This window comes from Bacillus cereus group sp. MYBK108-1, assembly GCF_051917185.1.
GTDB classification, from domain to species: domain Bacteria; phylum Bacillota; class Bacilli; order Bacillales; family Bacillaceae_G; genus Bacillus_A; species Bacillus_A cereus.
Genome location: NZ_JBQAHZ010000002.1, coordinates 103,326 through 125,263, shown reverse-complemented (window position 1 = coordinate 125,263; position 21,938 = coordinate 103,326). Strand labels below are relative to the sequence as shown.

Here is a 21,938-nt window from a genome sequence, read left to right as displayed (position 1 = left end):
CACCCAAAAAAAGAGTACGTATCTGGTCATCTCCCTGTCAAGTAGACAGTAATAAAAAGAGTATTATGCCACGGCCTTTTCCCGATATTCTATCGGGGAAAGGCCGTGAAGTTTTTCTTGGAACCTTTCTGTATTATAGAATTGAATATATTCTTGAATTGCTTGATAAGCCATTTCATATGTTTTTGGGCGCACTAAATACAACTTCTCTGTTTTTAAATGTGAGAAGAATGATTCAATACATGCATTATCAAAACAGTTCCCACGTCTAGAATGACTACCGACAAATCCTAATCTTTCTAACTGCTTTGCGTAAGATTTTGATGTATATTGAAACCCTTGATCTGAATGTAAAAGGGGCTTAATGGATAAGGATTTCCCCTCTAATTGTTGTAATGTAGTTAAAACCAAATCTAAATCATTTCTTCGAGATAGATTCCAAGCGACAATTTCATTGTTATATAGGTCTAACACGGCTGACAAATAAGCAAACTGATCTCCAATTCGTACATAAGTAATATCCGTTACATATTTTTGATTTTGTTTGTCCGCTTGAAACTCTCGGTTCAAATGATTTTTAAATATCACCGATGTTTTCCTTCCGTAAAATGGACGTTTTTTTCGGATGATAGATTGGATACCTAATTCTCTCATGAGACGGCGAACACGTTTATGATTCATTACCATTCCTTCTCGAGCTAAAGCACGAGTCATACGTTTATACCCATAGTAAGGGTGCTGACGATGAATAGATAAAATATGTTCTTTATGCCACATATCCCTTTTCTGACGTAAACGCTGCACGTTATGATATTTCCGCCATTTATAGTAGCCAGCCTTAGAAACTTCCGCGATTTGAAGCAACTATCGGAGTGGATAGGCTTGGCGTAATGAATCGATAAGAGAAAATCGTTCTTTCTTTAGGACCATTCCTTCCCGTGTAGATTTGGATTGCGCTTTTTTAAATACTCAACCTGTGCCTTCAAATAAGCATTTTCTTCTTCTAGACTATTAAAATTCTTTCGATTCCAGACACCACGTTGATCATCAAAGGACTCCCCCTGTTGCGCACGTTTTACCCACTCAATAATCTGGGCATCGCTCTTCACACCGAGTTGTTCACGAATTTCTCGCAATGATTTTCTCTCTTCTAATCGAAGACGAACTGCTTCTCGCTTTAGTTCTTCTGTATATTTTTGAAATGATTGTCCTTTTCTTGCCATAAAAAAATCCCCTCCAGATAAAACAGTATTGAGTCCATCATATCAGATGGACTCTTTTTTTACTGTCTACCTATAGGGGATAATACCAATCGTACTCTTTTTTATTATTAAAACCCTTCCTCTTCATGAATACAATGGCATTTCGGTTTTGTTTTACAATGACATTTTTCACACTCACATTTCGGTTTCTCTTTGCAACAACATTCGTGAAAATCATTGCGTTTACATCTACATCTCCCAAACATTAAATTATCCCAAAATGTATTACAATTTCGGGAATGCCCACAATGACAAGTATTCCCCATGAATCTGCTTCCTCCTTAATAGAATTCATCATATTCTATGTTTAAAAGTATACAAAGGCTTGTTTATTAGTCTATTTTCTCCATATTATAAGTAGAGTTAAAAGATTACATAAAAATAAAAAACCGTCACATGACGGCTTTTTATTTAGCAAACTACTCTTTTGTATAAAAATATTTAATTCCTTTCGTATCTAACCAAGCAGTTGCTTTGTCCAGTTCGTTCCCTTGACGATAATCTGTTTCGAAATACACAAGCCCTTGATTATCTCCACGAGATATTATTTTAGAAGTATATCCAAGCTTATCCATCATTTGAATCATGTCAGGAATTAAATTTACACCAAATTCATAAGTAACTACTTTGTTATATTTATTCACTATAATTCCAACCCCTTCTTGTTTTTTTATCGGCTCAACAATTTGATTTGTAAACCAAGCTAACGGCTTATTTCCAATCAGCTTATTTAAATCACATTTGCCGATACCAGCCACATTGCCTGTTTCTGTGTATTGCCAAATATCACATGGATATGCCGGTTTGTTACCACCATAACGAGGAATCCATACAAAATCAGAATTGACATTTGCCATTCCAAATGGAGCATACATATGATGAGCAATATATAAACCAGCCTTCTTAGCTCCTAATCTGCGTAATTCATCAATAAAAGCTTGTGTACCCGCTCTCATATCGTTCATTGTTCTTACTTCTACGTCAGCTACCCAAACTGTTGCATTTTTATCACCACGGTTCCAAAAGTCTCTTGCTTCTATCCGTGCATCCTCTACTGAAACGAAACGACAGAACGCATAATTACCAAACGGAATATTCCTTGCTTTCATTGCTTGTACATAATTTTTATATAAAGGATCTACATAGTTTGAACCATCTTGCACACGTGCAATTACGAAATCTAATTGTGGTGCCGCGATATCCCAGTTAATGTCGCCATTCCATTTCGAAATATCTACAATATAACCCATTATTTAACATCTCCTTTTTCATTATTATATTCAAAGCTTGTTTTTTTGCTATTATCAACTAATAAATAGTATGAGAGGTAGTATATTATTGGGTAATAATTTAAAATTCGGCTTATGTATTGAGAAAACAAAATATTATTACAGGTTTAACAAGTAAAGATTTACAAAGCTCTAAACTATATAAAGTGAAACTATAATTAGTAGGAGGCTACGAGCAGTGAAATTCCCACTTAATTTCTTAGCTTCATCCGAATTTTGAGATAAGAATTTTACTGCCCACAAATAGCTAGATAAACAAAACCACCTTTCTGACAGGTGGTTTTGTTTACTAATTTACATATACATTGTCCATATTTTTATAGTTACATAATTATTAGTTACTTAATTATTAGTTACTTAATTATTAGTTACTTAATATACTTGCTAACTAAATATAAGACAATTTTTAGTTTTTAATCAAACTAATTTTCATTTTATCTCACGTACTCATAGTACCATTTTCGTGCATCTAACCAAGCTGTAAATTTATCGATATTTCCAGACGGATAGCCATTCGTTATAGCATAACCAATGCCATCTTTCTGAACGACAATTTGTCCATCAATACCCGCATCTACCATAGCTTGAGCCAAAGCTTGTAAATTACTAAATGCTACACCACCAGTTTTTACTTTGAGCAAATCCGCTGCACCTCCTCCAGTTTGTCCTGTAAGAGCAAATACAATAGAATTAGCGATTTTATCAACATTCCATTTTGCCATGTCGGATTCATTATCAATAAATCCTAATTCAATAAGAATAGCCGGTGCCTTCGTTCCATTTAATACTGCTAAATCTGTACGTTGTTTCGCACCTCGATTACGCCATCCAATATCTTTTGCTAGTTGAGCTGAGATTTTAGCCGCCAAATCTTTCTGATCATAATACAAAACCTCAACACCCTGTCCATTTCCATCACTTGCGTTAAGATGAAAAGAAATAACTAAATCCACAGCATGGGAATTGCTATTCCGAATGATATTATTTAAATTTTGTGATTGAGTTGTCCCTACCTCGTCCGTATCGTCATAAACCGTGTGTCCTAGGGATCTTAACTTAGTCGCCACAGCATCTTTAACTTGCCTATCTAGAACGTGTTCTTTCCGATTCCCAAAATTAGCACCTTGAACAATACTATTGTGTCCTCCGTGCAAGCTATATCTGGCCATTATTTATCAACATCTCCTTTCTTAATATCATATTCAAAACTTGTCTTATTGCTATTCCTACTTACAATCTTAACTGTACCCATATGTCCTACATTTTCTAGAAGTGAAGCAATTTGTTATCGATATAAAAAAGCTATCGCTTCATAAATCGAATGATTTATTCTCTAAATTACTTTTACATGAATGACGACACGAACAAAAAAAAGCATCACCCTTTCGGCGATGCCTAAAAACTCTATTTTACTTTTCAGCTCCCTAAATAAATAGAGTTTAAAATCACTGAAACTACACCTATATTTCCTCCCCTTCCTTCACAGCTTCTTTCAACCTCTGCAACATATATCCAATCCCTTTACACCCCTCTAGCGGATATGTAATCATTTCTTCTGGATATAACTTTGTCACTACTTTTTTATGCTTCTTCCCTGCTAGTAAGACGATTTCGTCAAACTGTAATAAACTTTTATCTACCATCTGTTTTTGTAATTGCTCTATATTTATTACCTCATCGCTTTTTGAATCAAATGCAAGATCATAGTTTTCTAATACAATATCATTTGGTCTTAAAAATCCATGTTTCGCCGATAATATAACCCAGTTTTCGAAAAACATAGTTGCGTACGCCTGACATGCTTTTCCGAACGGACTAATATACACATCTTTTGCTTCCATCGGTCCGTAGTCTGAATGTTTATCCCAAATTTTCTTTTTTCCACATGGAATTATACATATCCTTTTCATATATATTTCTACTCCCTTTACTTTGGTAAATAAAATTCGTTATTTTGTACATTTTTCTCTCAAAATACTATATAATAATTCTGAAAAGTTTAAATTACACATTTTACCATATATGTACTATGGATCACTCTCATTGCAAATATTATAATACCATAAAAATTTTTGCATTTTTTTCTTCAAATTTTTATAATTAAATTTAAATATTATGATTTATAAATTAAATTAGGAAGGAGGTCCATAAAAATGAAAAATATTATCCCTGCACTATTAGTCTATTTTATTGTTTGCGTTATTTCCGTTATCATCCCAGCATCTGAAGGCTATAATTATGTCGGCTGGAAGTTATTTGTTGGGCAAGTGTATGCGATACCTATTTTCTTCATTACTGCTATAATTACATTTTATATAAACAAGAAAAAATCTTACGAATAAACGATTATAAGGATAGCTAACGCTATCCTTATTTTAATTCGTTAATCAAATTTAGAATGACCCTTGCAGTACTTTATATCCTTTCTTCTAAAAAGTCAAACGCAACTTCTGTATTTCAGCGTTTAAACGTAGCTCCTCCGAGAGCCAGCTCTCTAATTCTGAAACCGACGTAATATTTCGTTCTAAAAGTGACTGTAATTTACTCTCCAAATCATTAAACATACACAATCCTCCCGTTTTTAATTTTCTGTTTTTTAGAGATAAAAAAGGACAAGTAGCCAATCTGACTACTTGTCCTTACTGTTCATCTGTACGCAATACGATTAAGCTTGGAATGCTTCTGTTAATACTGGTACGATTTGTTTTTTACGAGATACAACACCTTTTAAAGTAGCTGTGTTGTTTTCTAGTGATACGTTGTATGCTTTCTCAACAACGTTTGCTGCTTTACCGATCGCAAGACCGACAGAATCATTAGTTAAGATATCAGTTACAACGAATAAGAATAGGTCTAAACCTTTTTCTTCTACTACTGCAGAGATTACTTTTTCAAGTTCCGCTTGGTGTACAAGAACGTCGTTTGTATCAACAGCGTTTACTTGTGCGATTTCAACTTTCGCATTACCCATTTGGAATTCTTTAGCGTCAAGAGAGATTAATTGCTCCATTGTTTTTCCGCTTAAGTCAGCACCAGCTTTTAACATTTCTAAGCCGTAGTTATCTGCATCTACACCAGCGATTTGCGCTAATTCACGAGCAGCTGCTACGTCTTGTTCTGTGCAAGTTGGAGATTTGAATAGTAAAGAATCTGAAATGATTGCAGATAACATTAAACCTGCAACTTCTTTACGAATTGTTACGCCATTTTCTTTGTACATTTTGTTTAAGATTGTAGCTGTACAGCCAACTGGCTCACAACGATAGTATATAGGATCGCTTGTTTCAAAGTTAGCAATACGGTGATGGTCAATAACTTCTAACACACGAACTGATTCGATATCGTTAGCACTTTGTTGACGCTCGTTATGGTCAACTAAAATAACGTTGTCCACTTCGCTTGCTACTGTCTCAACAAAACGCGGTCCTGCTACTTTAAAATAGTCTAACGCAAATTGAGTTTCACCGCTGATTTCGCCTAAACGTACAGGCTCAGCATTCATTCCTAATTCTTTTTTCAATTCTGCATAAGCAATTGCAGAACAAATTGCATCTGTATCTGGGTTTTTATGCCCGAAAACTAGTACTTTTTCCATGTTTTCCACCTCTTCATGAAAAGGATATCTTAAAGAAGCAAATATGACAATATTTAAAGCATATTTTTTTATAAATAATTGCACTTTCTTCTATATTTTTCATCATTTTCATAAAAAAAATCATCTAAAATGAATTAGATGATCGAAATGTATGTTTCAATTAAAATAGTGTAGGAGCTTGCACTACATTGTTAAAAGCGAAATTTGAGGATAAGCCATTATTCAAAAGGTTTACATCTATAACTTGATAAAACGCATTTCCAGTGTCTGCAATTTCCCAAACAGCTAAAATAAGATGGTATCCACTACGGTCAGTTGGTACATTTGCTTCGTGCGTTACTGTTGTCCCTGGTCTAGCTCCACCGTCATTTTTCACATAGAATGGCACTAAATCTAAATCTGATCGCGTTAAAGGTTTATTTGGATTCCAACCTTTTTTCGTAATATAATATTTCCACTCTTTTGTACTATGAGGAGCCGTTAGTTTCCACTTGAATGTATTCGTCCCGCCATTTAACGTAACTTTCTTCCACCTATCTACAGTTTGAACATCTAAAGCGGGAAAATGACCAGCCCCTGCAATTTGTCCATCAGAAGGTCCTAGTTGCGGAAATCCACCTATCCCTTCTACGCTTTGTGGTTCATATTGAATCGGTCCACAATTTACATTTACCCCTTGCTTACATAAATAAGATCGGCTCGCTGGTGATTCTACATATCCATGAGCTGAAGCCTTTTCTGAAAATCCAAATGTTAATAATCCCGTAAGTAATACTCCACCACTTAAAATAACTTTCTTCATCTTTTGTAAACTATTCTTTTTCATACTTTCATCCCCTTCCGATAATAAAGCGAAAATAACTATAGTTGGCTAGTCATCTTCTCTACATTTATTATAAGACGAGAATCATTACTAAAAGAACCCTCTAAAAACTTTCTCAAATTCATTTAGTGCGTTAATTAGATTATAATTAACTATTTTAACACCGCCAGAAAAATATAGACGGTGTTAAAAATAATCGTTTATTATTCACTTACTAATAATTAAGCACTCTCCCCGTTTGATTATACCTTAAATGTTTTTATAATAAATAATCGTAGCATCTAACTTACCATTCGGAGAAATTGCATACCCTGGTATTGTTCCAACTTCTTGGTAGTCTAGTGATTTGTACAGTTTATTGGAAGGATCTCCTTCTCTAGTATCTAATACTAAAAGAGACCTGTTTTCTTGCTTTGCTCGTTCCTCTGCTTTTTGCATAAGCGATCGTCCAATACCGTTACGTCTAAAGTTTGGATGAGTCATTAATTTGCAAATCTCGGCTCTATGAATTCCGTTAGGCTTAGTAACTAATTGTAATTGAATACTCCCTGCTACTTCGTTGTTTATTTTAGCCACATACAATATCACTTCTGGCGCTAATACTGTTTGCCAATACTTTGTTGCGTCTTTTTGTTCCAGTGGAGGCAAAAAACCAATTGATGCCCCATCATTTACAACCATTTTCAAAAGTTTCGAAAGTTCTTCCATATCATTTTCTAGTTGCTTTATTTCTTCAATTACTAAATTTCGCATTACTTTTCCCCCTTTTGTTTCATTGTAACAATTTTTAAAGAAGGAATAATGAAATAATAAGATGAATTTATAGAAAGATATGATTTTTTGTGAAAGGATAACGATATGAAATATATATTAGATAGAACGTACGCAAAAGAATTACTCGAATGGGCATATGAACAAAACCCGGGCCCTTGGTTTGAACATTCACTACATGTTGCTCATGCAACTGAAAACATAATTATAGAACTTATTAAAAATGGGTATAACCTAGATGCTGACATAGCATATAACGCTGCCCTTTTGCATGATATCGGAAGATACAAAGGTTTTACCAAATCGGTCATTCATTCCTATGATGGTTATATGTATATGAATGATTTAGGGTATACAGGAAACGCTGTTATTTGTGTGACACACTCATTCCCATGCAAAAATGAACATATAGATATCGCAGCGGAATGGAGTCTCGTTCCTGACCATATGAGAAGCCGGTTAGTTGAAATATTAAATGAACATTGTAACTACGACTTATACAATAAAGTAATTACTCTTTGTGACGCTCTTGCTGATGCGGGTGGCTTTACTACGCTGGAAAGAAGATTAATTTCTGTTGGTTTGCGTCATGGTACAACATCTCATACATCTTTACATTGGAAAGGGTTTTATGCGATTAAGAAAGAATTAGAAGCTTTAATCGGTAAGAGTATATACACAGTTCTTCCTGATGTAGAAAAATCTATTTATGAAGATATAGAATATTAAATTGAATACAAATTTAATTTCAAATAAAAAACGTTTTAAACATAAAGTTTAAAACGTTTTTTATTCAATGCTTTTGATTTTTCAGTTCTGTTAAACACTCTTGCACTAAAGTTACCGCTTGACTCATCGCAGCTCCGCCAGCAAATGCTGCTGAAACACCACATGCTTCCAGAATCTCTTTATCTGAACATCCTTGATCAAGACAACCTTTTGTATGATAAATTGTACAATACTCATCTTGCGTTGCTAAACTAATTCCTAATGCAATAAGTTGCTTTTCTCTTTTTGTTAAAGCACCCTCTTGAAAACAAGCTTGCGTGAACGCATTATATGTCTCAGCGATTTCAGGAATTTGATTTGTAAAACTACCTATACCTTCTTTATAATGATGTAGAATATCATTTATCGAACTATGTTGCTCATGTTCCATCTTATTCCCTCCAGTCATATTATCCATACCTATTGTAGTATGTGATGAAATGGAGGCAATATACCTTCTTTTAAATTAAGAATTTTCAGTTAATTTAAGTTATAATTTTAAATTATCATCTACAATAACTTTTTCTCTAGAACTTTTTCTTTCAACCTCTTTACTTCTTTCTTCCCAAAATGTTAATCCTTCAATCCCTATATTTTTAGGATTAAATACTGGATCTTTCCCTTCTTTTTTCTGCGTTTCATAATCTTTTAACACTTTTAATGCGGTTTTACTTAAAAGTAAGATTGCGATTAAGTTTAACCATGCCATACTACCAATTCCTAAATCTCCAAGATTCCATAAAAGCGACGCTGATTCAACACTACCGATGTAAACCATAATTAAAAATCCAAATTTTAAAACTGGTTTTAACCAGCCATACTTCAATTGACGATCTAAATAAGTAAGTGTCGTTTCAGCGATATAGTAATAAGCGAGTAACGTTGTAAATGCAAAAAAGAAAATCGCAATTGAAATAAATATTGGACCAAACCCTGTTATCACAGTTTCAACTGCTTGTTGTGTATAAATTGGACCAGCTTCCACATTTCCTATATTTTGTACAATAGCGGTTTTCCCTTCAGGTATAACATTATACATACCTGTTATTAAAATCATAAGAGCTGTCGCTGTACATACGACAATTGTATCGATATATACGGAAAACGCTTGAACTAATCCTTGTTTTGCAGGATGCGATACTTCAGCAGCCGCCGAACTATACGTCGCTTCTCCGACACCAGCAACGTTTGAAAATACAGCACGTTTTACGCCCCATGCAATAGCTGCACCAACAATTCCACCAAACATTTCATTTACACCAAATGCACTAGAGAAAATTAAAGCAAACATACTTGGAATCTCCGTTACATTCGCAATTAATATGATACATGTAACAATTACATAACCAATTGCCATAAATGGCACAAGCATTTGAGAAACGCCAGCAATTCTCTTTACACCACCAAAAATAATTGCTGCTAGTAACACGACTAAAAATATACCAGTTATATATTTGCTAATACCATTAGAGTTTTCGAATCCAACTGCGATACTACTAGATTGAATACCTGGTAATAACACGCCATATGAAAGTGTTACAACTACCGCTACAATGACTGCAAACCATTTCATTTTTAAACCTTTCTCAATGAAATATGGAGTACCGCCGCGATATTCATTCCCTACTTTACTTTTGTATACTTGAGATAATGTTGATTCTACAAACGCGCTCGCTGCCCCTAACAAAGCCATTACCCACATCCAAAATACAGCTCCAGGCCCGCCGAAAGCAATCGCTGTCGCTACCCCTGCAATATTACCAATTCCAACTCTTCCTGATAAGGCTAAACAAAATGCCTGAAAAGATGATATTCCCGTCTCGGAACTCTTTCCTTCAAATAATAGTTTAATCATCTCTTTAAAATAACGAATTTGCAAAAAACGTGTTGCAATCGTGAAATATACGCCTGCCCCTAATGCAAAAACAACTAAACCGATACTCCACACTTGCCCTACTAACCATTCTACTAAATTCTCCATCCAAATCCCCCTTATCATTCTTCGGAAAAGCAATTTTGTATATAAAAAAACGGACAACTATTATCAAACTTTCTAGTTGTCCGCATCTTTCATTATTTCATCCCTCAATTTTTGTCAGTAAAACACCCTATTACTTTATATTTACCCAAACACTTTTCACTTCTGTATAATTATCAAGCGCATATGAACCTAATTCGCGGCCAATACCAGATTGTTTGTATCCACCAAATGGTGCAGCTGCATTTTCTAAGTTATAATCATTAATCCACACTGTTCCTGCTTTTAATTTATTTGCCACTTGATGACCCGTTTTGATATTTTGCGTCCATACACCCGCAGCAAGGCCATAGGATGAGTTGTTCGCTCGTTCAATTACTTCTTCTGTCGAATCAAATGGAAGTACAACAACAACTGGTCCAAATATTTCTTCCTTAACGATTGTCATATCGTCTGTAACATCTGTGAATACAGTTGGTTTAACGAAATAACCTTTTTCAAGCGCACGTTCGCCACCAGCCGCAACTGTAGCACCTTCTTTCTTCCCTTGCTCAATGTAATGTAACACACGCTCTTGTTGTTTCTTAGATACGAGTGGACCCATTTCCGTTCCTTTCTCCATACCTGCTCCAAGTTTTACGTTGTTCGCCATTTTCATAAGTGCATCTACTACAGTTTCATAATGTTTACGATGAACAAATACACGTGATCCTGCGCTACAATTTTGACCGTGATTATACATAATACCTTGGAATGCACCATTAATTGCTTCTTCCAAGTCCGCATCTTCTAAAATGATATTTGGTGATTTTCCGCCAAGCTCTAACGTTACATGCTTAATCATTTCTGCAGACTGACGCATAATATACTTTCCTGTAACAGTAGATCCTGTAAAAGCAACTTTATCAATGTCATGATGATTTACAATTGCCGCTCCTGCATCAGGACCAAAGCCTGGTACAAAGTTTACAACGCCGTTTGGAAATCCAGCCTCTTTAAAGAGTTTTGCTGTATATAGTAAAGATAAAGGCGTTTGCTCTGCTGGCTTTAATACGATCGTACAACCTGTCGCCAGTGCAGCTCCCATTTTCCAAGAAGACATAACGAGCGGAAAATTCCACGGAATAATCTGACCTACAACACCTACAGGTTCATGTCTCGTGTAATTTAAGTAATCTTTTGAAATTGGGATTGTTTGCCCAATAATTTTTGTAGCCCATCCTGCGTAATAACGATAATTTTCTACAGTTGCTGAAATATCATCATCAAGTGCTACTTGATATGGCTTTCCATTATCTAAAGCTTCTAGTTGCGCTAATTCTTCTCTATGTTCTTCAATTAAATCTGCTAATTTATAAATAAGATGCGCTCTTTCAGCAGTAGTCATTTCTGCCCACGGACCGGATTCAAATGCAGATCTTGCCGCTTTTACTGCAGCATCAATATCCTCTTCTTGCGCTTCACATACGACAGCTAGAACATCTTCTGTAGCTGGATTATACGTTTCAAACGTCTTTCCCCCAATAGCAGCAACAAATTCGCCATTAATAAACATTTTAATTTCTTCATTTAAAAACGCTTCCACTTTTGGTTTCAGCTCAATATTTGTCTTTAACATTATGTTCTCCTCCTTATTTAAACAGCTACATGAGCTGCAATATTTGATAAAATCGTTTGAAGCTTTTGATCCTCGTCAACAGTTAATCCTAGTCTTGGATAGCGAGAAGGTCCTCCCGCTTGCCCATGTAATTCCATGGAACGTTTAACGATTTGAACATATTTCCCTGATCCTTCAAGAAACTCGCAAAGTGGTAAAATAGCATCGTTTATTTCCCACGCCTTTTCTAATTCACCATTTTGAAAATGCTCATACATTTTTGTAACGAGACCGGGAACGATATTTCCTGCTACTGAAACCCATCCCGAAGCACCAACTAAATATGATTCCATAACTAAATCTTCAGAACCACAGAAGACTTGGAAAGCCCCTTCACTTTGTCTTACTAAATCTCTCGCTTTTCGAATATCTCCGCTAGATTCTTTAATATGTGTAACATTTTCACACTCTTTTCCAATACGGAGCATTAGCTTTGTACTCATATCAACACCAGAAGTAAATGGGTTATTGTATAGCATAATTGGTATATTTACAGAATTTGAGATTTCTTTAAAATGAAAATAAATCTCCTCTTCCTTCGGTTTACAATAGTAAGAGTTTATAATTAATGCACAATCCGCTCCGTGCGCTTCTGCATGTTTCGTATATTCAATTGTTTCTTTCGTCGTCTCTGCTGCAGTTCCAACAATGACTGGAATACGGCCATCAATTTCTTTCAACACGGTTTCTACCATTTTAAATCGTTCTTCTTTTGATAAACTTACAAACTCTCCTGTACTTCCATTAATGATGACACCTGCAACCTTTTGTTCGATAAAGTAATTTACATTTTGTTTTACCCCATCCCAATTAATTTCCTGAAATTCATCCATCGGTGTTATTAATACTGGAAATGCCCCTTTAATTTTTTGCATATTTATCTCTCCTTATCACATTTTATTTTAATAAGAAACCTGCCGGAAATGGATCCGTAGGGTCTAATAGAAACGTCTGCATTCCTGTAATAAATCCTCTACTTTCAAAACGGAAAATGTATCCTAGTTCCTCCTTCTTCACTTTTTCCACAGTTATAAAACTATTAAATATACTTTCATTTTTAAAAGGTTTATCCGCCATATAATCATTTTTAAATAACGCATGAACATAGGAAACGATAGTAGAAACAAAACCTGGCGAACGTACGATAAAGTTATCTTCATGAAATGTAATCGACTTTATATGGTTCTTTTCTTTTTGCGAAGGATCTACTAAAATAAGCCTTTTTATTAGCGACTGTTTTTGTATAGCCTGCAGTGTAGCTTCTCCCCATCTTTTCAATTCTGAAATGTTTTCAACACGAATTTCTGGCGAATACGCACCTTTTTCTACAACTGCATATACTTTATCTGCTTGTATGAGAGAATAACTTACATTACCAACCTGTAAATTTTCCTCAATCAAATAGCATAGTTTGCTTTCAAACGAAACCGATATAACTTCATCATTCTCTACATACGCATGAACTAAAAATATTCCAGATAACGTTTCAATTTTGTATTGATTGGACTCTCTCTTTTTTAAATACCCACTTTCGAGTAACATCGTTATTACTGCAACAATGCCTCCATAATGAAGCGGAATCGAACCTTCATGATTAAAAAATAATACAGCTGCATCCACTTCATTATGGATAGATGGAACGACAATACACCCATTCAAACCGATAAAACCACGTGGTTCATTTAATAAAAGCTTCATCTCTTCTGCTAATTCACCTGAAAATTGTTCATTTAATTGCTCCAAACTGTAGTAGTATTTGCATGGTACGTCTTTCATTACACGAAATGCCTCGCCATTTACATGTACGTCTACTGCTGTATACATTTTTTGAATGTTCATTTTATATCCTCCGTTTCATGTTCCATCGGCGGAATTAGCAAAAATCCTTCTTTAAGTGGATCCATTTCATTGTAAAAAAATCTATGCATACCCATAAGCCAAGCTGATCCCGTAATTTTCGTTATGACAGCTTCAATATTTTCAACATGTGTCGTATTCATGACATATCCTTTAAATAAAGAACCAACGATACTCTCATGAATGAACTCTTCACCAATTTCGATTTCTTTCTGAGCGTATAATACAGCTAGCTTCGCAGATGTTCCTGTACCGCATGGAGATCGATCTATTCCGCCTGGTGGTACAACAACTGTATTTTTCACATGCGCACATTCATGAGTAGGATCTGTATAAAATTCAACATGTGTTAATCCTCTTATAAACGAATACTCTGGATGAGTGATTTCAAACTTCTCATTAATTGTGTTTCTTATATGAATCGCCTTATCGATGATTGTAGATGCATTTTCTGGTACTAATTCTAGATCTACTGATTTCGCATCAATAATGGCATAAAAATTCCCTCCATACGCAATATCAGCTTCTATAGTTCCAATGTCTTTCACTTGTACAGTAATATTTTTTAATAAAAAAGCTGGTATGTTACAGAAAGATACTTCTTTTGCTTTTCCATCTTGAACAGCAATATCTACTTCAACTAAGCCAGCCGGTGTATCTAGTTTTAAAGAAGTAATCGGTTCAACTACCGGAATTAAACCTGATTCAACTAACGCTGTACATACACCGATTGTATCGTGACCACACATCGGTAAATATCCACCTGTCTCTATGTATATAACACCTATATCAGCCTCAGGATGACACGGGTCTGTTAATAATGCCCCTGACATTACATCATGACCACGCGGTTCATTCATTAACAATTTTCGAATCCAATCATACTCCTTTTTCATATGTAACATCTTCTCTGCCATCGTCTCTCCAATCAACTTTGGAAGTCCACTAATTAATGTCCTCGTTGGATTCCCACCCGTATGTGTATCAATTGTCGTAAAGACTCTTTGTGACTTCATCCGTTTAACACCCTTTCTGTAAAACGACTCAAACGAAGTGGTTCAATAGGAATAATTGTCTCTTTTTCATTTAATAACTCTTCAATTACTTTCCCAGTAACTGCTGCAAGACTAATTCCATCCCCTTCATGCCCAGCGGCAATGAAATAATTTGGAATATGTTCCACTCGTGAAATAATCGGTAAATGATCTTCTGTCCACGGACGTAAACCAGCGTAAGAACGAATTACCATCATATCTGCCATTTTCGGATAAAAGCGAATCGCTCTATTTGCAATACATTTAATGGCTTCATTGTTTATTCTCGTATGAAACCCTACAAATTCACGGCTACTTCCAATTAAGAAATTTTGACTTTCAGTAGGCTCAAATACGAGCGCAACCCCGTATTTTTCAGTTAAAGCATCTACTTTTCGTTTTCCGCCAAATTTAGAAATTAAATAACCGAATTCCATTACTTTACGGCATCCTACGTGTTGTTGCCTTGAAGCTACAATAATATGCCCTTTTCTCGGTTCAATTGGTATATTTATATTTAACATCTGACCAATCTTAGGAGCCCACACACCCGCTGCATTTACAACTTGTTGTGCTGTAAAAGTTCCATTCGTAGTTTCTACAACAAATGAACCATTCGTATCTATGTTTATACTCTTTACTTCGGTCTGTTTAAAAGCTTTTGCGCCAAACTTTTGTGCCTCTGACAGAAGCGAGAATGCAAGGAGATATGGATTCACAGTTGAATCCGTCGCACATTCTAAACCGCCTAATAAATCATCAGCAAAAAAAGGCGACTCTTCTCTTATATCTTGCCTATCAAGCATTCGAAACGGTAATCCAGCTTCTTTTTGCCGATTTACCCATTGCTGCGCAGCTTCCATCTCTTCGTCTGACTCACATACAAGAATACTTCCTGGTGCCCTATATTCAAATGAATGCTCTAATTCTTCACTTAAATCAGTTACTAATTTTTGACTTACTAAAGACATTTGACTATCAAACCCTGGGTCTTTATCAATGGCCAAAATATTCCCATCACACCGTGAAGACGTCCCGCTGACAAATTCTCCTTTTTCAATGATTGTTACGTCTCTTCCGTATTTTGAAGTGTAATAAGCGATAGAACACCCTATTATTCCACCACCTATAATTAAAACGTCGCAGTGCCTCACACTATACTCCTCCTTTCCCTAAACCTCTCACTTTCTTTTATGCAATTGACGTGCCAATTCTGTACATATACAATTTTTATAAATAATATTTTTATTTGTAAAAATATTTTAAATTTATAGTAAATAGGTGTATTATTTTTTTATCACTGTCAAAATTTTTATACATAACAGGAGGACATTATGGCATTTTCATTTCCGACTATACAAGAATTTTTGGAAAGCGCTTTAATCAATCATACATGTAGCCTTGATCGCATTAAGAAAATAAACGAAAGGTTTTATTATCTCCCTTCTACTACAGAAGAATATAATTGCGCAATTATTTATGTAGATGACTCATTCACTGCATTAATTGACGCTTTTTCTTATGAATTAGCTGTTATCATCCTTAACGAAAACGATGAGCCGCTATGCTGTATAACTTCTCAGCAAATGATTCCATTTCTTTATAAGTCCTACAATGAACTACAGTCATTTTATGACACTGTAATACAAACAACTGACTCTTCTGTTACAGTCATTGATAGTAAAGAATACGTTCGAACTTGGACAGATGGCGCTGAAAAAATATTTTCAGTCAACCATAATGAGATTATTGGGCAACCGATTACTCGTTTTTTTGATTATAAAGACTTGGAAATTTTACAATCTTTACATGATGGAAAAAGCATAGTCGCTCAGTTCCATCAGCCTCGTCCCGATTTATTCGTATTAATTAATTCAAATCCAGTTTATTGTAATGATGAAATTATAGGAGCAGTCGTTTCAGAAACAGATGTTACAAATCAAGTCGCTTTAAATGAAAAACTATTCAATATGTCACATGAAATGCACCGTTTAGAACAAGAAGTGGCAAAGTATAAAGATGAATCCGATCCATTCCTTGCGATGAATGGGAAAAGTCCTGTTATACAAAGAACGATACAATTAGCTAGAAAAGTTTGTTCGGTAAAATCAACTGTTTTAATACTTGGGGAAAGCGGAGTTGGAAAAGAAGTATTTGCGAAAGCAATTCATGAAGCAAGTGAGGCAGCGAAGGCGCCTTTCATTTCGATTAACTGCGGGGCAATTCCAGAAGCGTTATTTGAAAGTGAATTATTCGGTTACGAGCGTGGGGCGTTTTCTGGAGCAAATAGTAAAGGAAAAAAAGGGAAAATTGAACTCGCGCAAGGCGGTACTTTATTTCTTGATGAAATAGGTGAAATGCCACTTGATATGCAAGTAAAACTGTTACGTGTACTGCAAGAGCGAAAGTATTACCGAGTTGGTGGTGAAAAAGAAATTAATATTGATTTCCGCATTATCGCTGCTACAAATCGTGATTTACAAGAAGAAATGAGAAAAGGAACTTTCCGAGAAGATTTATATTACCGCTTAAATGTAGTTAGCCTGCATATTCCACCGCTGCGCGAAAGACGCGAGGATATTATTGAATTAACTTATTCTTTCTTAAATGATTTTTCAATCAACTATAACCGACCAATTCGTGACCTACCTTCAAGCATTATGCATGAACTGCTTCATTACAATTGGCCAGGTAATATTCGCGAACTTCGAAACGTTGTTGAACGGCTTGTGGTATTCGCAACAGACGGAATTATAAAACAAGAATATCTACCATTTCATACGACTGAAACTTTAGACAACCATACAGCTCATTCCCTATTACTCAGCAACAATAATACAATCCTTTCTTTACAAGAAGAGATGGATGAGCATGAGAAAAAAGTTATTGAAAGGGCTTTACGAATTTTAAATGGGAATAAATTAGAATGCGCAAAACAACTTGGCGTAACAAGGGCTACTTTATATAACCGTTTAAAGAAACTTGGACTTCAATAAAGAATCATTATGCACCAATCAGGCGTTTACAGGTAGCCATCTCCTCTCTATATTGGCATGATTTTTGCATATATAATTTGTGAAAATCGAACTAGAGGAGGAATACACATGACAAATAAAAACAACTTAATCGTTTGTCGTTGTGAAGAGGTTACATATGGGCAACTTCAATCGACAATTGCTGAATATAACTGCTCGGCAAGAGAATTAAAACTAAGAACACGTGCTGGCATGGGATTTTGCGGTGGGCGCACATGCAGAATAATGATAGATCGAATGATTGAAAATGCGAATCCTGACGTAACTCTTAATGAACTACCGTTAAAATATCAACCACCAATACGTGCAGTTACTTTTGGATCAGTAGGTGAAAGTAAATGAGTAGAATTACACATCACCCTATTTTAGGTACTTTACAAAGTAGTGAGCGTATTACCTTTCAATTTAACGGTCATCAATACGAAGCATATGAACATGAAACGATAGCTGCTGCCCTGTTAGCAAATGGAATACGGACATTAAGAGTTCATGAAGATAGCGGAACACCGCGAGGTATTTATTGTAATATCGGGCACTGTTCCGAATGCCGCGTGACAGTAAATAATCAAACAAATGTACGCGCATGCTTAACTGTTGTAGAAGAAAACATGGTTGTTGAAAGCGGGAAACAGCATCCGAATATCGTGAGAGAGATGGTGAAAAAGCGATGAGTGATGTAATTATTATAGGTGCAGGGCCAGCGGGATTATCTGCTTCTATCTCTTGTGCTCGTTTCGGACTAAAAGTGCTCGTTATTGATGAATTTATGAAGCCGGGCGGGAGATTGTTAGGACAGTTGCATCAAGAGCCTACTGGAGAATGGTGGAACGGAATAGAAGAATCGAAGCGACTTCATGAAGAAGCAGAATCACTTTCAGTACATATCAGGTGCGGTGTTTCGGTCTATAATTTAGATAGAGATGAAAACAATTGGTTTGTACATACTAATATCGGTACATTAGAAGCACCTTTCGTACTACTTGCTACTGGAGCTGCGGAATATTCTATTCCCCTTCCTGGCTGGACACTTCCAGGAGTGATGTCAATTGGAGCAGCTCAAGTTATGACAAATGTTCATCGCGTGCAAGTTGGAAAAAAAGGAATTATTATTGGTGCTAACATTTTGTCTTTCGCCATTTTAAGTGAATTGCAATTAGCGGGAATTACAGTGGATCATATTGTACTCCCTGAGAAAAGCGAGTTAAGTCAAAAAGCTGGTGAACCTGAAGAAGTTTTAAACTCTCTTTTAAATGCAGCTCACCTCGCTCCTTCTGCTTTCTTGCGAATAGGTAGCCACTTTATGAAATTTGATTGGATTCGAAAAGCTGGATTAACATTCTATCCAAACAACGGAATGAAAATAAACGGAACGCCACTTCACCTTCGGAAAGCAGCTCTTGAAATTATCGGAACAGATCAAGTTGAAGGTGTACGTATTGCTAATATTGACTCTAAAGGAAATGTTATTAATGGAACAGAGAAAATATATGAAGCAGATTTTGTATGTATTGCCGGGGGATTATACCCACTTGCCGAACTTGCAGCTGTAGCCGGTTGTCCCTTCCATTACATTTCAGAATTAGGCGGACACGTTCCTCTCCATTCCGAAACAATGGAAACTCCTCTTCCTGGTTTATTTGTAGCTGGCAATATTACAGGCATTGAAAGCGGAAAAATTGCGATGGCGCAAGGAACAGTTGCAGGTCTATCTATCGCAAAATATGCAAGTAAAAAACGTGATATAGTCGACCAACAATTATCTCACGCCATGCAAAACGTTCACTTTGTTCGTCAGAAAGCTGCAATTCAGTTTAATCCGATGGTAGATATCGGTAGACGAAAAATGAATGAAATTTGGCGTGATTATTCTTCTACATATGCACATACTAAAAAGAGCTCCTGAGATTATTCTCAACAGCTCTTTTCTCTACTCATCTGAGTTATTAAATTTCGCTAATGCGTAAATTCCTTCTTCATCATCTAATTCAAGTTGCAATCTCGCTACGAATGGATTGACATTATATTCTCTGTCAAGCAATAAGCGTAAAGCTTCGATTAAGTTTGCTTGAATTAAAATTTGCTGGCGACCATTTACCTCTACTTCCGCAGAGAAACCGTAGTCATCATCATACATAAGTTCAACTAATACTTCTTCTGGACCCACTTGTCTTTTTTCAGCGATATATATACAAAGCGCATTTATAAGCTCTTGTTCAGAAATTTTTATTGTTTCCATGCTACTTCATCTGCCTTCTTCTTACGTTGGTCTTTGAAGTATTTAAATGCACGAACTGCTAACATTACGATACCAGCCATTACTAACATATTTACCATAAACGCTAATACAGAACCAAGAGCTCCCATATTTGCAAATAAGCTACCCATTAGTAAACCACCAAGACCACCTAGTAATAAACCTTTCATAAAGCTTCCTTTATTACTTTTTGGTGCTGTATTTGTTGCTTTCGTTTTTGAATCTGGAGTCGTTTTTTGAGAATTTACATTTGAGTCTTTTTTGTTTAAATCAACTTTTGACTTTTGACCTGAACTTGGTGTAAATGATTTTTTACCAGATTTGTAACTTTTCGCTGCCGCATGATCTACGAACATAAAGCTGCTAGCCCCAAAGATAACCATGAATGCTGTCATTACTGCTACAAGTTTTTTCAACATATTATATCCATTCTCCTTTTATATAGATATATGTGAAATCTATCTTTCTAGTAAATTCAGAATGATAGATTTGTTTTTAAGAACATTTTAAAGGTTCTTATGAACTTATTATATGAACTTTTGTCGAAATATGCAAGTATTATTTACTTCCGACAGTTTGGTGACAAAGGAAAAATTAAGCAAAACAGAATTGACTTTAAATGAAACAAAACATATTATAAGTTCATAAGAACTTTTTATTATTTTGGAGGTGAAAAGATGGAAACATTTCATCTCACACGAAACGAAATGGCTACCCTTCTTCTATCACTAAGAGGATGGAATACGAAAAAGCCTCTCGGTATTTTACAAGAAGCTTGGGCAAAGTCACATAAAAAAGATATTGAAAGCGGACAAAGCGTTACAGCTTTTATTACTACCGCACTTTCACCTATTTTTGAAAAGCTGATTAAAATTGACGATACTGATGTCGGTTTTTCTTTAAATGAAATAGTTGCGCTTGGCAATCAGATTGAAAACACAAGTTTCTCTGTAACTGCTATGCAAAACTGGGTGAAACGAGATATAAAAGAAATGATTGGCTCTCCTCAAAAGGGGAAAAAATATTCAATTGAACAAGCAGCCTTACTATTTATTGTCGAAGATTTAAAAACAGCACTTGATTTTGAATCCATTCGTAAGCTATTACGCCTTATTGTAAATGACCCAGCCGATCGAAGTGATGATTTAATCAATCCTGTTCATTTATATGTAGCATACTCTTCTCTATTTGAAGAACTCAATCAAGGGAATTGCTTACAATTAAATGCAACAGATACCGTTCATACAATTGAAAACATCGTAAAAGAAAAAGCTGATAAAATCGCAAGCAAGTTCGATCAAATTAATAACGAACAACGCGAAGCAATTCGTAACGCTATTATTATTGCGACCCTTTCTGTACATACCGCATATGTACAAATGTTAGCAAAACGTTACGTAACAGCAACTTTATTTTTACAGAACTTAGATGTGAAGCCTTAAAAAATAGGAGCAGAAATGCTTCTATTTTTTATGACAAATTTTTAATAATCTTTTCATTAACCCTTCATGAAAACGTGGCTTATATCTTTTACTATAATAATTATGAGAGACATAAAAGAATTGAAATAGCAATCCCCTATGTAAATAAGGTATAATCTACATATAGTGAACCT

At 35.4% G+C, this 21,938-nt stretch carries 23 protein-coding genes and 1 pseudogene; 7 read left to right on the top strand and 17 right to left on the bottom strand.

Annotation, left to right across the window (positions count from 1 at the left end; all coding sequences use genetic code 11):
• Nucleotides 1–63 precede the first annotated feature (63 nt).
• The 4 genes and pseudogenes from ACTFSL_RS04980 to ACTFSL_RS04965 all read right to left on the bottom strand — a co-directional run bounded on the left by ACTFSL_RS04980 (nt 64) and on the right by ACTFSL_RS04965 (nt 4,461).
• Nucleotides 64–1,223, bottom strand: a pseudogene (locus ACTFSL_RS04980) (IS3 family transposase).
• A gap of 458 nt (nt 1,224–1,681) precedes the next feature.
• Nucleotides 1,682–2,512: a GH25 family lysozyme gene (locus ACTFSL_RS04975; RefSeq protein WP_000540616.1), complete on the bottom strand. Its 831-nt coding sequence runs from the start codon at nt 2,510–2,512 to the stop codon at nt 1,682–1,684.
• A 473-nt stretch (nt 2,513–2,985) separates the two neighbouring features.
• The gene (locus tag ACTFSL_RS04970; RefSeq protein ID WP_000135298.1) at nt 2,986–3,720 is read right to left on the bottom strand and encodes an N-acetylmuramoyl-L-alanine amidase; all 735 of its coding nucleotides are present in this window, start codon (nt 3,718–3,720) and stop codon (nt 2,986–2,988) included.
• Nucleotides 3,721–4,011: 291 nt separating this feature from the next.
• On the bottom strand, nt 4,012–4,461 hold the full coding sequence (locus ACTFSL_RS04965; protein WP_000820903.1) for a DUF6884 domain-containing protein: 450 nt from the start codon (nt 4,459–4,461) through the stop codon (nt 4,012–4,014).
• Nucleotides 4,462–4,704: 243 nt separating this feature from the next.
• On the opposite strand from ACTFSL_RS04965, the gene ACTFSL_RS04960 reads away from it, so the two are divergent.
• Nucleotides 4,705–4,893, top strand: a complete 189-nt coding sequence (locus ACTFSL_RS04960) for a DUF4017 family protein (protein WP_000789485.1) — start codon at nt 4,705–4,707, stop codon at nt 4,891–4,893.
• 87 nt (nt 4,894–4,980) lie between these two features.
• On the opposite strand, the gene ACTFSL_RS04955 is transcribed toward ACTFSL_RS04960, so the two are convergent.
• The 4 genes from ACTFSL_RS04955 to ACTFSL_RS04940 form a co-directional block, all read right to left on the bottom strand.
• Nucleotides 4,981–5,115 carry a hypothetical protein gene (locus tag ACTFSL_RS04955; protein WP_000481362.1) on the bottom strand — a complete coding sequence of 45 codons (135 nt, stop codon included), beginning with the start codon at nt 5,113–5,115 and terminating at the stop codon, nt 4,981–4,983.
• Nucleotides 5,116–5,216: 101 nt separating this feature from the next.
• Nucleotides 5,217–6,146, bottom strand: a complete 930-nt coding sequence (gene ppaC / locus ACTFSL_RS04950; protein ID WP_440041277.1) for a manganese-dependent inorganic pyrophosphatase — start codon at nt 6,144–6,146, stop codon at nt 5,217–5,219.
• 160 nt (nt 6,147–6,306) lie between these two features.
• Entirely contained in the window at nt 6,307–6,972 is a 666-nt protein-coding gene (locus ACTFSL_RS04945) for a lytic polysaccharide monooxygenase (RefSeq protein WP_000742279.1), read from the bottom strand.
• A 246-nt stretch (nt 6,973–7,218) separates the two neighbouring features.
• Nucleotides 7,219–7,722 (bottom strand): GNAT family N-acetyltransferase, encoded by a 504-nt coding sequence (locus ACTFSL_RS04940; RefSeq protein WP_078385980.1) that lies wholly within the window; start codon nt 7,720–7,722, stop codon nt 7,219–7,221.
• 105 nt (nt 7,723–7,827) lie between these two features.
• On the opposite strand from ACTFSL_RS04940, the gene ACTFSL_RS04935 reads away from it, so the two are divergent.
• Nucleotides 7,828–8,469: an HD domain-containing protein gene (locus ACTFSL_RS04935; RefSeq protein ID WP_000875112.1), complete on the top strand. Its 642-nt coding sequence runs from the start codon at nt 7,828–7,830 to the stop codon at nt 8,467–8,469.
• Nucleotides 8,470–8,533: 64 nt separating this feature from the next.
• On the opposite strand, the gene ACTFSL_RS04930 is transcribed toward ACTFSL_RS04935, so the two are convergent.
• From ACTFSL_RS04930 to ACTFSL_RS04900, 7 genes are all read right to left on the bottom strand, one after another.
• Nucleotides 8,534–8,926, bottom strand: a complete 393-nt coding sequence (locus tag ACTFSL_RS04930; RefSeq protein ID WP_001999958.1) for a carboxymuconolactone decarboxylase family protein — start codon at nt 8,924–8,926, stop codon at nt 8,534–8,536.
• A gap of 72 nt (nt 8,927–8,998) precedes the next feature.
• A complete protein-coding gene (locus tag ACTFSL_RS04925) occupies nt 8,999–10,489 on the bottom strand; it encodes an alanine/glycine:cation symporter family protein (protein WP_135277835.1) in 1,491 nt (496 codons plus the stop codon).
• A gap of 130 nt (nt 10,490–10,619) precedes the next feature.
• Entirely contained in the window at nt 10,620–12,104 is a 1,485-nt protein-coding gene (locus tag ACTFSL_RS04920) for an aldehyde dehydrogenase family protein (protein WP_440041275.1), read from the bottom strand.
• Nucleotides 12,105–12,121: 17 nt separating this feature from the next.
• Entirely contained in the window at nt 12,122–13,018 is an 897-nt protein-coding gene (gene dapA, locus ACTFSL_RS04915) for a 4-hydroxy-tetrahydrodipicolinate synthase (RefSeq protein WP_001169456.1), read from the bottom strand.
• A 22-nt stretch (nt 13,019–13,040) separates the two neighbouring features.
• Nucleotides 13,041–13,982 carry a proline racemase family protein gene (locus ACTFSL_RS04910; RefSeq protein WP_001025560.1) on the bottom strand — a complete coding sequence of 314 codons (942 nt, stop codon included), beginning with the start codon at nt 13,980–13,982 and terminating at the stop codon, nt 13,041–13,043.
• Nucleotides 13,979–15,016: a proline racemase family protein gene (locus tag ACTFSL_RS04905; protein ID WP_000842048.1), complete on the bottom strand. Its 1,038-nt coding sequence runs from the start codon at nt 15,014–15,016 to the stop codon at nt 13,979–13,981. The genes ACTFSL_RS04910 and ACTFSL_RS04905 overlap by 4 nt, the downstream gene beginning before the upstream one ends.
• Nucleotides 15,013–16,188 (bottom strand): NAD(P)/FAD-dependent oxidoreductase, encoded by a 1,176-nt coding sequence (locus ACTFSL_RS04900; RefSeq protein ID WP_440041273.1) that lies wholly within the window; start codon nt 16,186–16,188, stop codon nt 15,013–15,015. The genes ACTFSL_RS04905 and ACTFSL_RS04900 overlap by 4 nt, the downstream gene beginning before the upstream one ends.
• Before the next feature lie 180 nt (nt 16,189–16,368).
• Between ACTFSL_RS04900 and ACTFSL_RS04895 the strand changes: the two genes are divergently transcribed.
• From ACTFSL_RS04895 to ACTFSL_RS04880, 4 genes are all read left to right on the top strand, one after another.
• The gene (locus ACTFSL_RS04895) at nt 16,369–18,030 is read left to right on the top strand and encodes a sigma-54 interaction domain-containing protein (protein ID WP_000885732.1); all 1,662 of its coding nucleotides are present in this window, start codon (nt 16,369–16,371) and stop codon (nt 18,028–18,030) included.
• Nucleotides 18,031–18,138: 108 nt separating this feature from the next.
• Nucleotides 18,139–18,411, top strand: coding sequence for a (2Fe-2S)-binding protein (locus ACTFSL_RS04890; RefSeq protein ID WP_000182619.1), 273 nt, complete (start codon nt 18,139–18,141; stop codon nt 18,409–18,411).
• The gene (locus tag ACTFSL_RS04885) at nt 18,408–18,740 is read left to right on the top strand and encodes a (2Fe-2S)-binding protein (protein ID WP_000087065.1); all 333 of its coding nucleotides are present in this window, start codon (nt 18,408–18,410) and stop codon (nt 18,738–18,740) included. The genes ACTFSL_RS04890 and ACTFSL_RS04885 overlap by 4 nt, the downstream gene beginning before the upstream one ends.
• Entirely contained in the window at nt 18,737–19,972 is a 1,236-nt protein-coding gene (locus tag ACTFSL_RS04880) for an NAD(P)/FAD-dependent oxidoreductase (protein ID WP_440041272.1), read from the top strand. Before ACTFSL_RS04885 ends, ACTFSL_RS04880 begins: the two co-directional genes overlap by 4 nt.
• A gap of 24 nt (nt 19,973–19,996) precedes the next feature.
• Here the strand turns inward: ACTFSL_RS04880 and ACTFSL_RS04875 are convergent, their stop codons facing one another.
• Together ACTFSL_RS04875 and ACTFSL_RS04870 are read right to left on the bottom strand one after the other, a co-directional pair.
• Entirely contained in the window at nt 19,997–20,305 is a 309-nt protein-coding gene (locus ACTFSL_RS04875; protein WP_017673256.1) for a YxcD family protein, read from the bottom strand.
• Nucleotides 20,293–20,742, bottom strand: a complete 450-nt coding sequence (locus tag ACTFSL_RS04870; protein ID WP_000914478.1) for a hypothetical protein — start codon at nt 20,740–20,742, stop codon at nt 20,293–20,295. The genes ACTFSL_RS04875 and ACTFSL_RS04870 overlap by 13 nt, the downstream gene beginning before the upstream one ends.
• Before the next feature lie 258 nt (nt 20,743–21,000).
• Between ACTFSL_RS04870 and ACTFSL_RS04865 the strand changes: the two genes are divergently transcribed.
• Nucleotides 21,001–21,765 carry a DUF1836 domain-containing protein gene (locus ACTFSL_RS04865; protein WP_000447231.1) on the top strand — a complete coding sequence of 255 codons (765 nt, stop codon included), beginning with the start codon at nt 21,001–21,003 and terminating at the stop codon, nt 21,763–21,765.
• Nucleotides 21,766–21,938: the final 173 nt, after the last annotated feature.

Excerpts from the sequence above, each read along its gene's own strand:
- dapA (WP_001169456.1), bottom strand. The coding sequence starts at position 13,018 with ATGCAAAAAATTAAAGGGGCATTTCCAGTATTAATAACACCGATGGAT.
- ACTFSL_RS04965 (WP_000820903.1), bottom strand. The coding sequence starts at position 4,461 with ATGAAAAGGATATGTATAATTCCATGTGGAAAAAAGAAAATTTGGGAT.
- ACTFSL_RS04935 (WP_000875112.1), top strand. The coding sequence starts at position 7,828 with ATGAAATATATATTAGATAGAACGTACGCAAAAGAATTACTCGAATGG.
- ACTFSL_RS04895 (WP_000885732.1), top strand. The coding sequence starts at position 16,369 with ATGGCATTTTCATTTCCGACTATACAAGAATTTTTGGAAAGCGCTTTA.
- ACTFSL_RS04970 (WP_000135298.1), bottom strand. The coding sequence starts at position 3,720 with ATGGCCAGATATAGCTTGCACGGAGGACACAATAGTATTGTTCAAGGT.
- ACTFSL_RS04920 (WP_440041275.1), bottom strand. The coding sequence starts at position 12,104 with ATGTTAAAGACAAATATTGAGCTGAAACCAAAAGTGGAAGCGTTTTTA.
- ACTFSL_RS04955 (WP_000481362.1), bottom strand. The coding sequence starts at position 5,115 with ATGTTTAATGATTTGGAGAGTAAATTACAGTCACTTTTAGAACGAAAT.
- ACTFSL_RS04885 (WP_000087065.1), top strand. The coding sequence starts at position 18,408 with ATGAGTAGAATTACACATCACCCTATTTTAGGTACTTTACAAAGTAGT.
- ACTFSL_RS04905 (WP_000842048.1), bottom strand. The coding sequence starts at position 15,016 with ATGAAGTCACAAAGAGTCTTTACGACAATTGATACACATACGGGTGGG.
- ACTFSL_RS04940 (WP_078385980.1), bottom strand. The coding sequence starts at position 7,722 with ATGCGAAATTTAGTAATTGAAGAAATAAAGCAACTAGAAAATGATATG.
- ACTFSL_RS04960 (WP_000789485.1), top strand. The coding sequence starts at position 4,705 with ATGAAAAATATTATCCCTGCACTATTAGTCTATTTTATTGTTTGCGTT.
- ACTFSL_RS04975 (WP_000540616.1), bottom strand. The coding sequence starts at position 2,512 with ATGGGTTATATTGTAGATATTTCGAAATGGAATGGCGACATTAACTGG.
- ppaC (WP_440041277.1), bottom strand. The coding sequence starts at position 6,146 with ATGGAAAAAGTACTAGTTTTCGGGCATAAAAACCCAGATACAGATGCA.
- ACTFSL_RS04890 (WP_000182619.1), top strand. The coding sequence starts at position 18,139 with ATGACAAATAAAAACAACTTAATCGTTTGTCGTTGTGAAGAGGTTACA.
- ACTFSL_RS04945 (WP_000742279.1), bottom strand. The coding sequence starts at position 6,972 with ATGAAAAAGAATAGTTTACAAAAGATGAAGAAAGTTATTTTAAGTGGT.
- ACTFSL_RS04925 (WP_135277835.1), bottom strand. The coding sequence starts at position 10,489 with ATGGAGAATTTAGTAGAATGGTTAGTAGGGCAAGTGTGGAGTATCGGT.
- ACTFSL_RS04870 (WP_000914478.1), bottom strand. The coding sequence starts at position 20,742 with ATGTTGAAAAAACTTGTAGCAGTAATGACAGCATTCATGGTTATCTTT.
- ACTFSL_RS04910 (WP_001025560.1), bottom strand. The coding sequence starts at position 13,982 with ATGAACATTCAAAAAATGTATACAGCAGTAGACGTACATGTAAATGGC.
- ACTFSL_RS04880 (WP_440041272.1), top strand. The coding sequence starts at position 18,737 with ATGAGTGATGTAATTATTATAGGTGCAGGGCCAGCGGGATTATCTGCT.
- ACTFSL_RS04865 (WP_000447231.1), top strand. The coding sequence starts at position 21,001 with ATGGAAACATTTCATCTCACACGAAACGAAATGGCTACCCTTCTTCTA.
- ACTFSL_RS04875 (WP_017673256.1), bottom strand. The coding sequence starts at position 20,305 with ATGGAAACAATAAAAATTTCTGAACAAGAGCTTATAAATGCGCTTTGT.
- ACTFSL_RS04930 (WP_001999958.1), bottom strand. The coding sequence starts at position 8,926 with ATGGATAATATGACTGGAGGGAATAAGATGGAACATGAGCAACATAGT.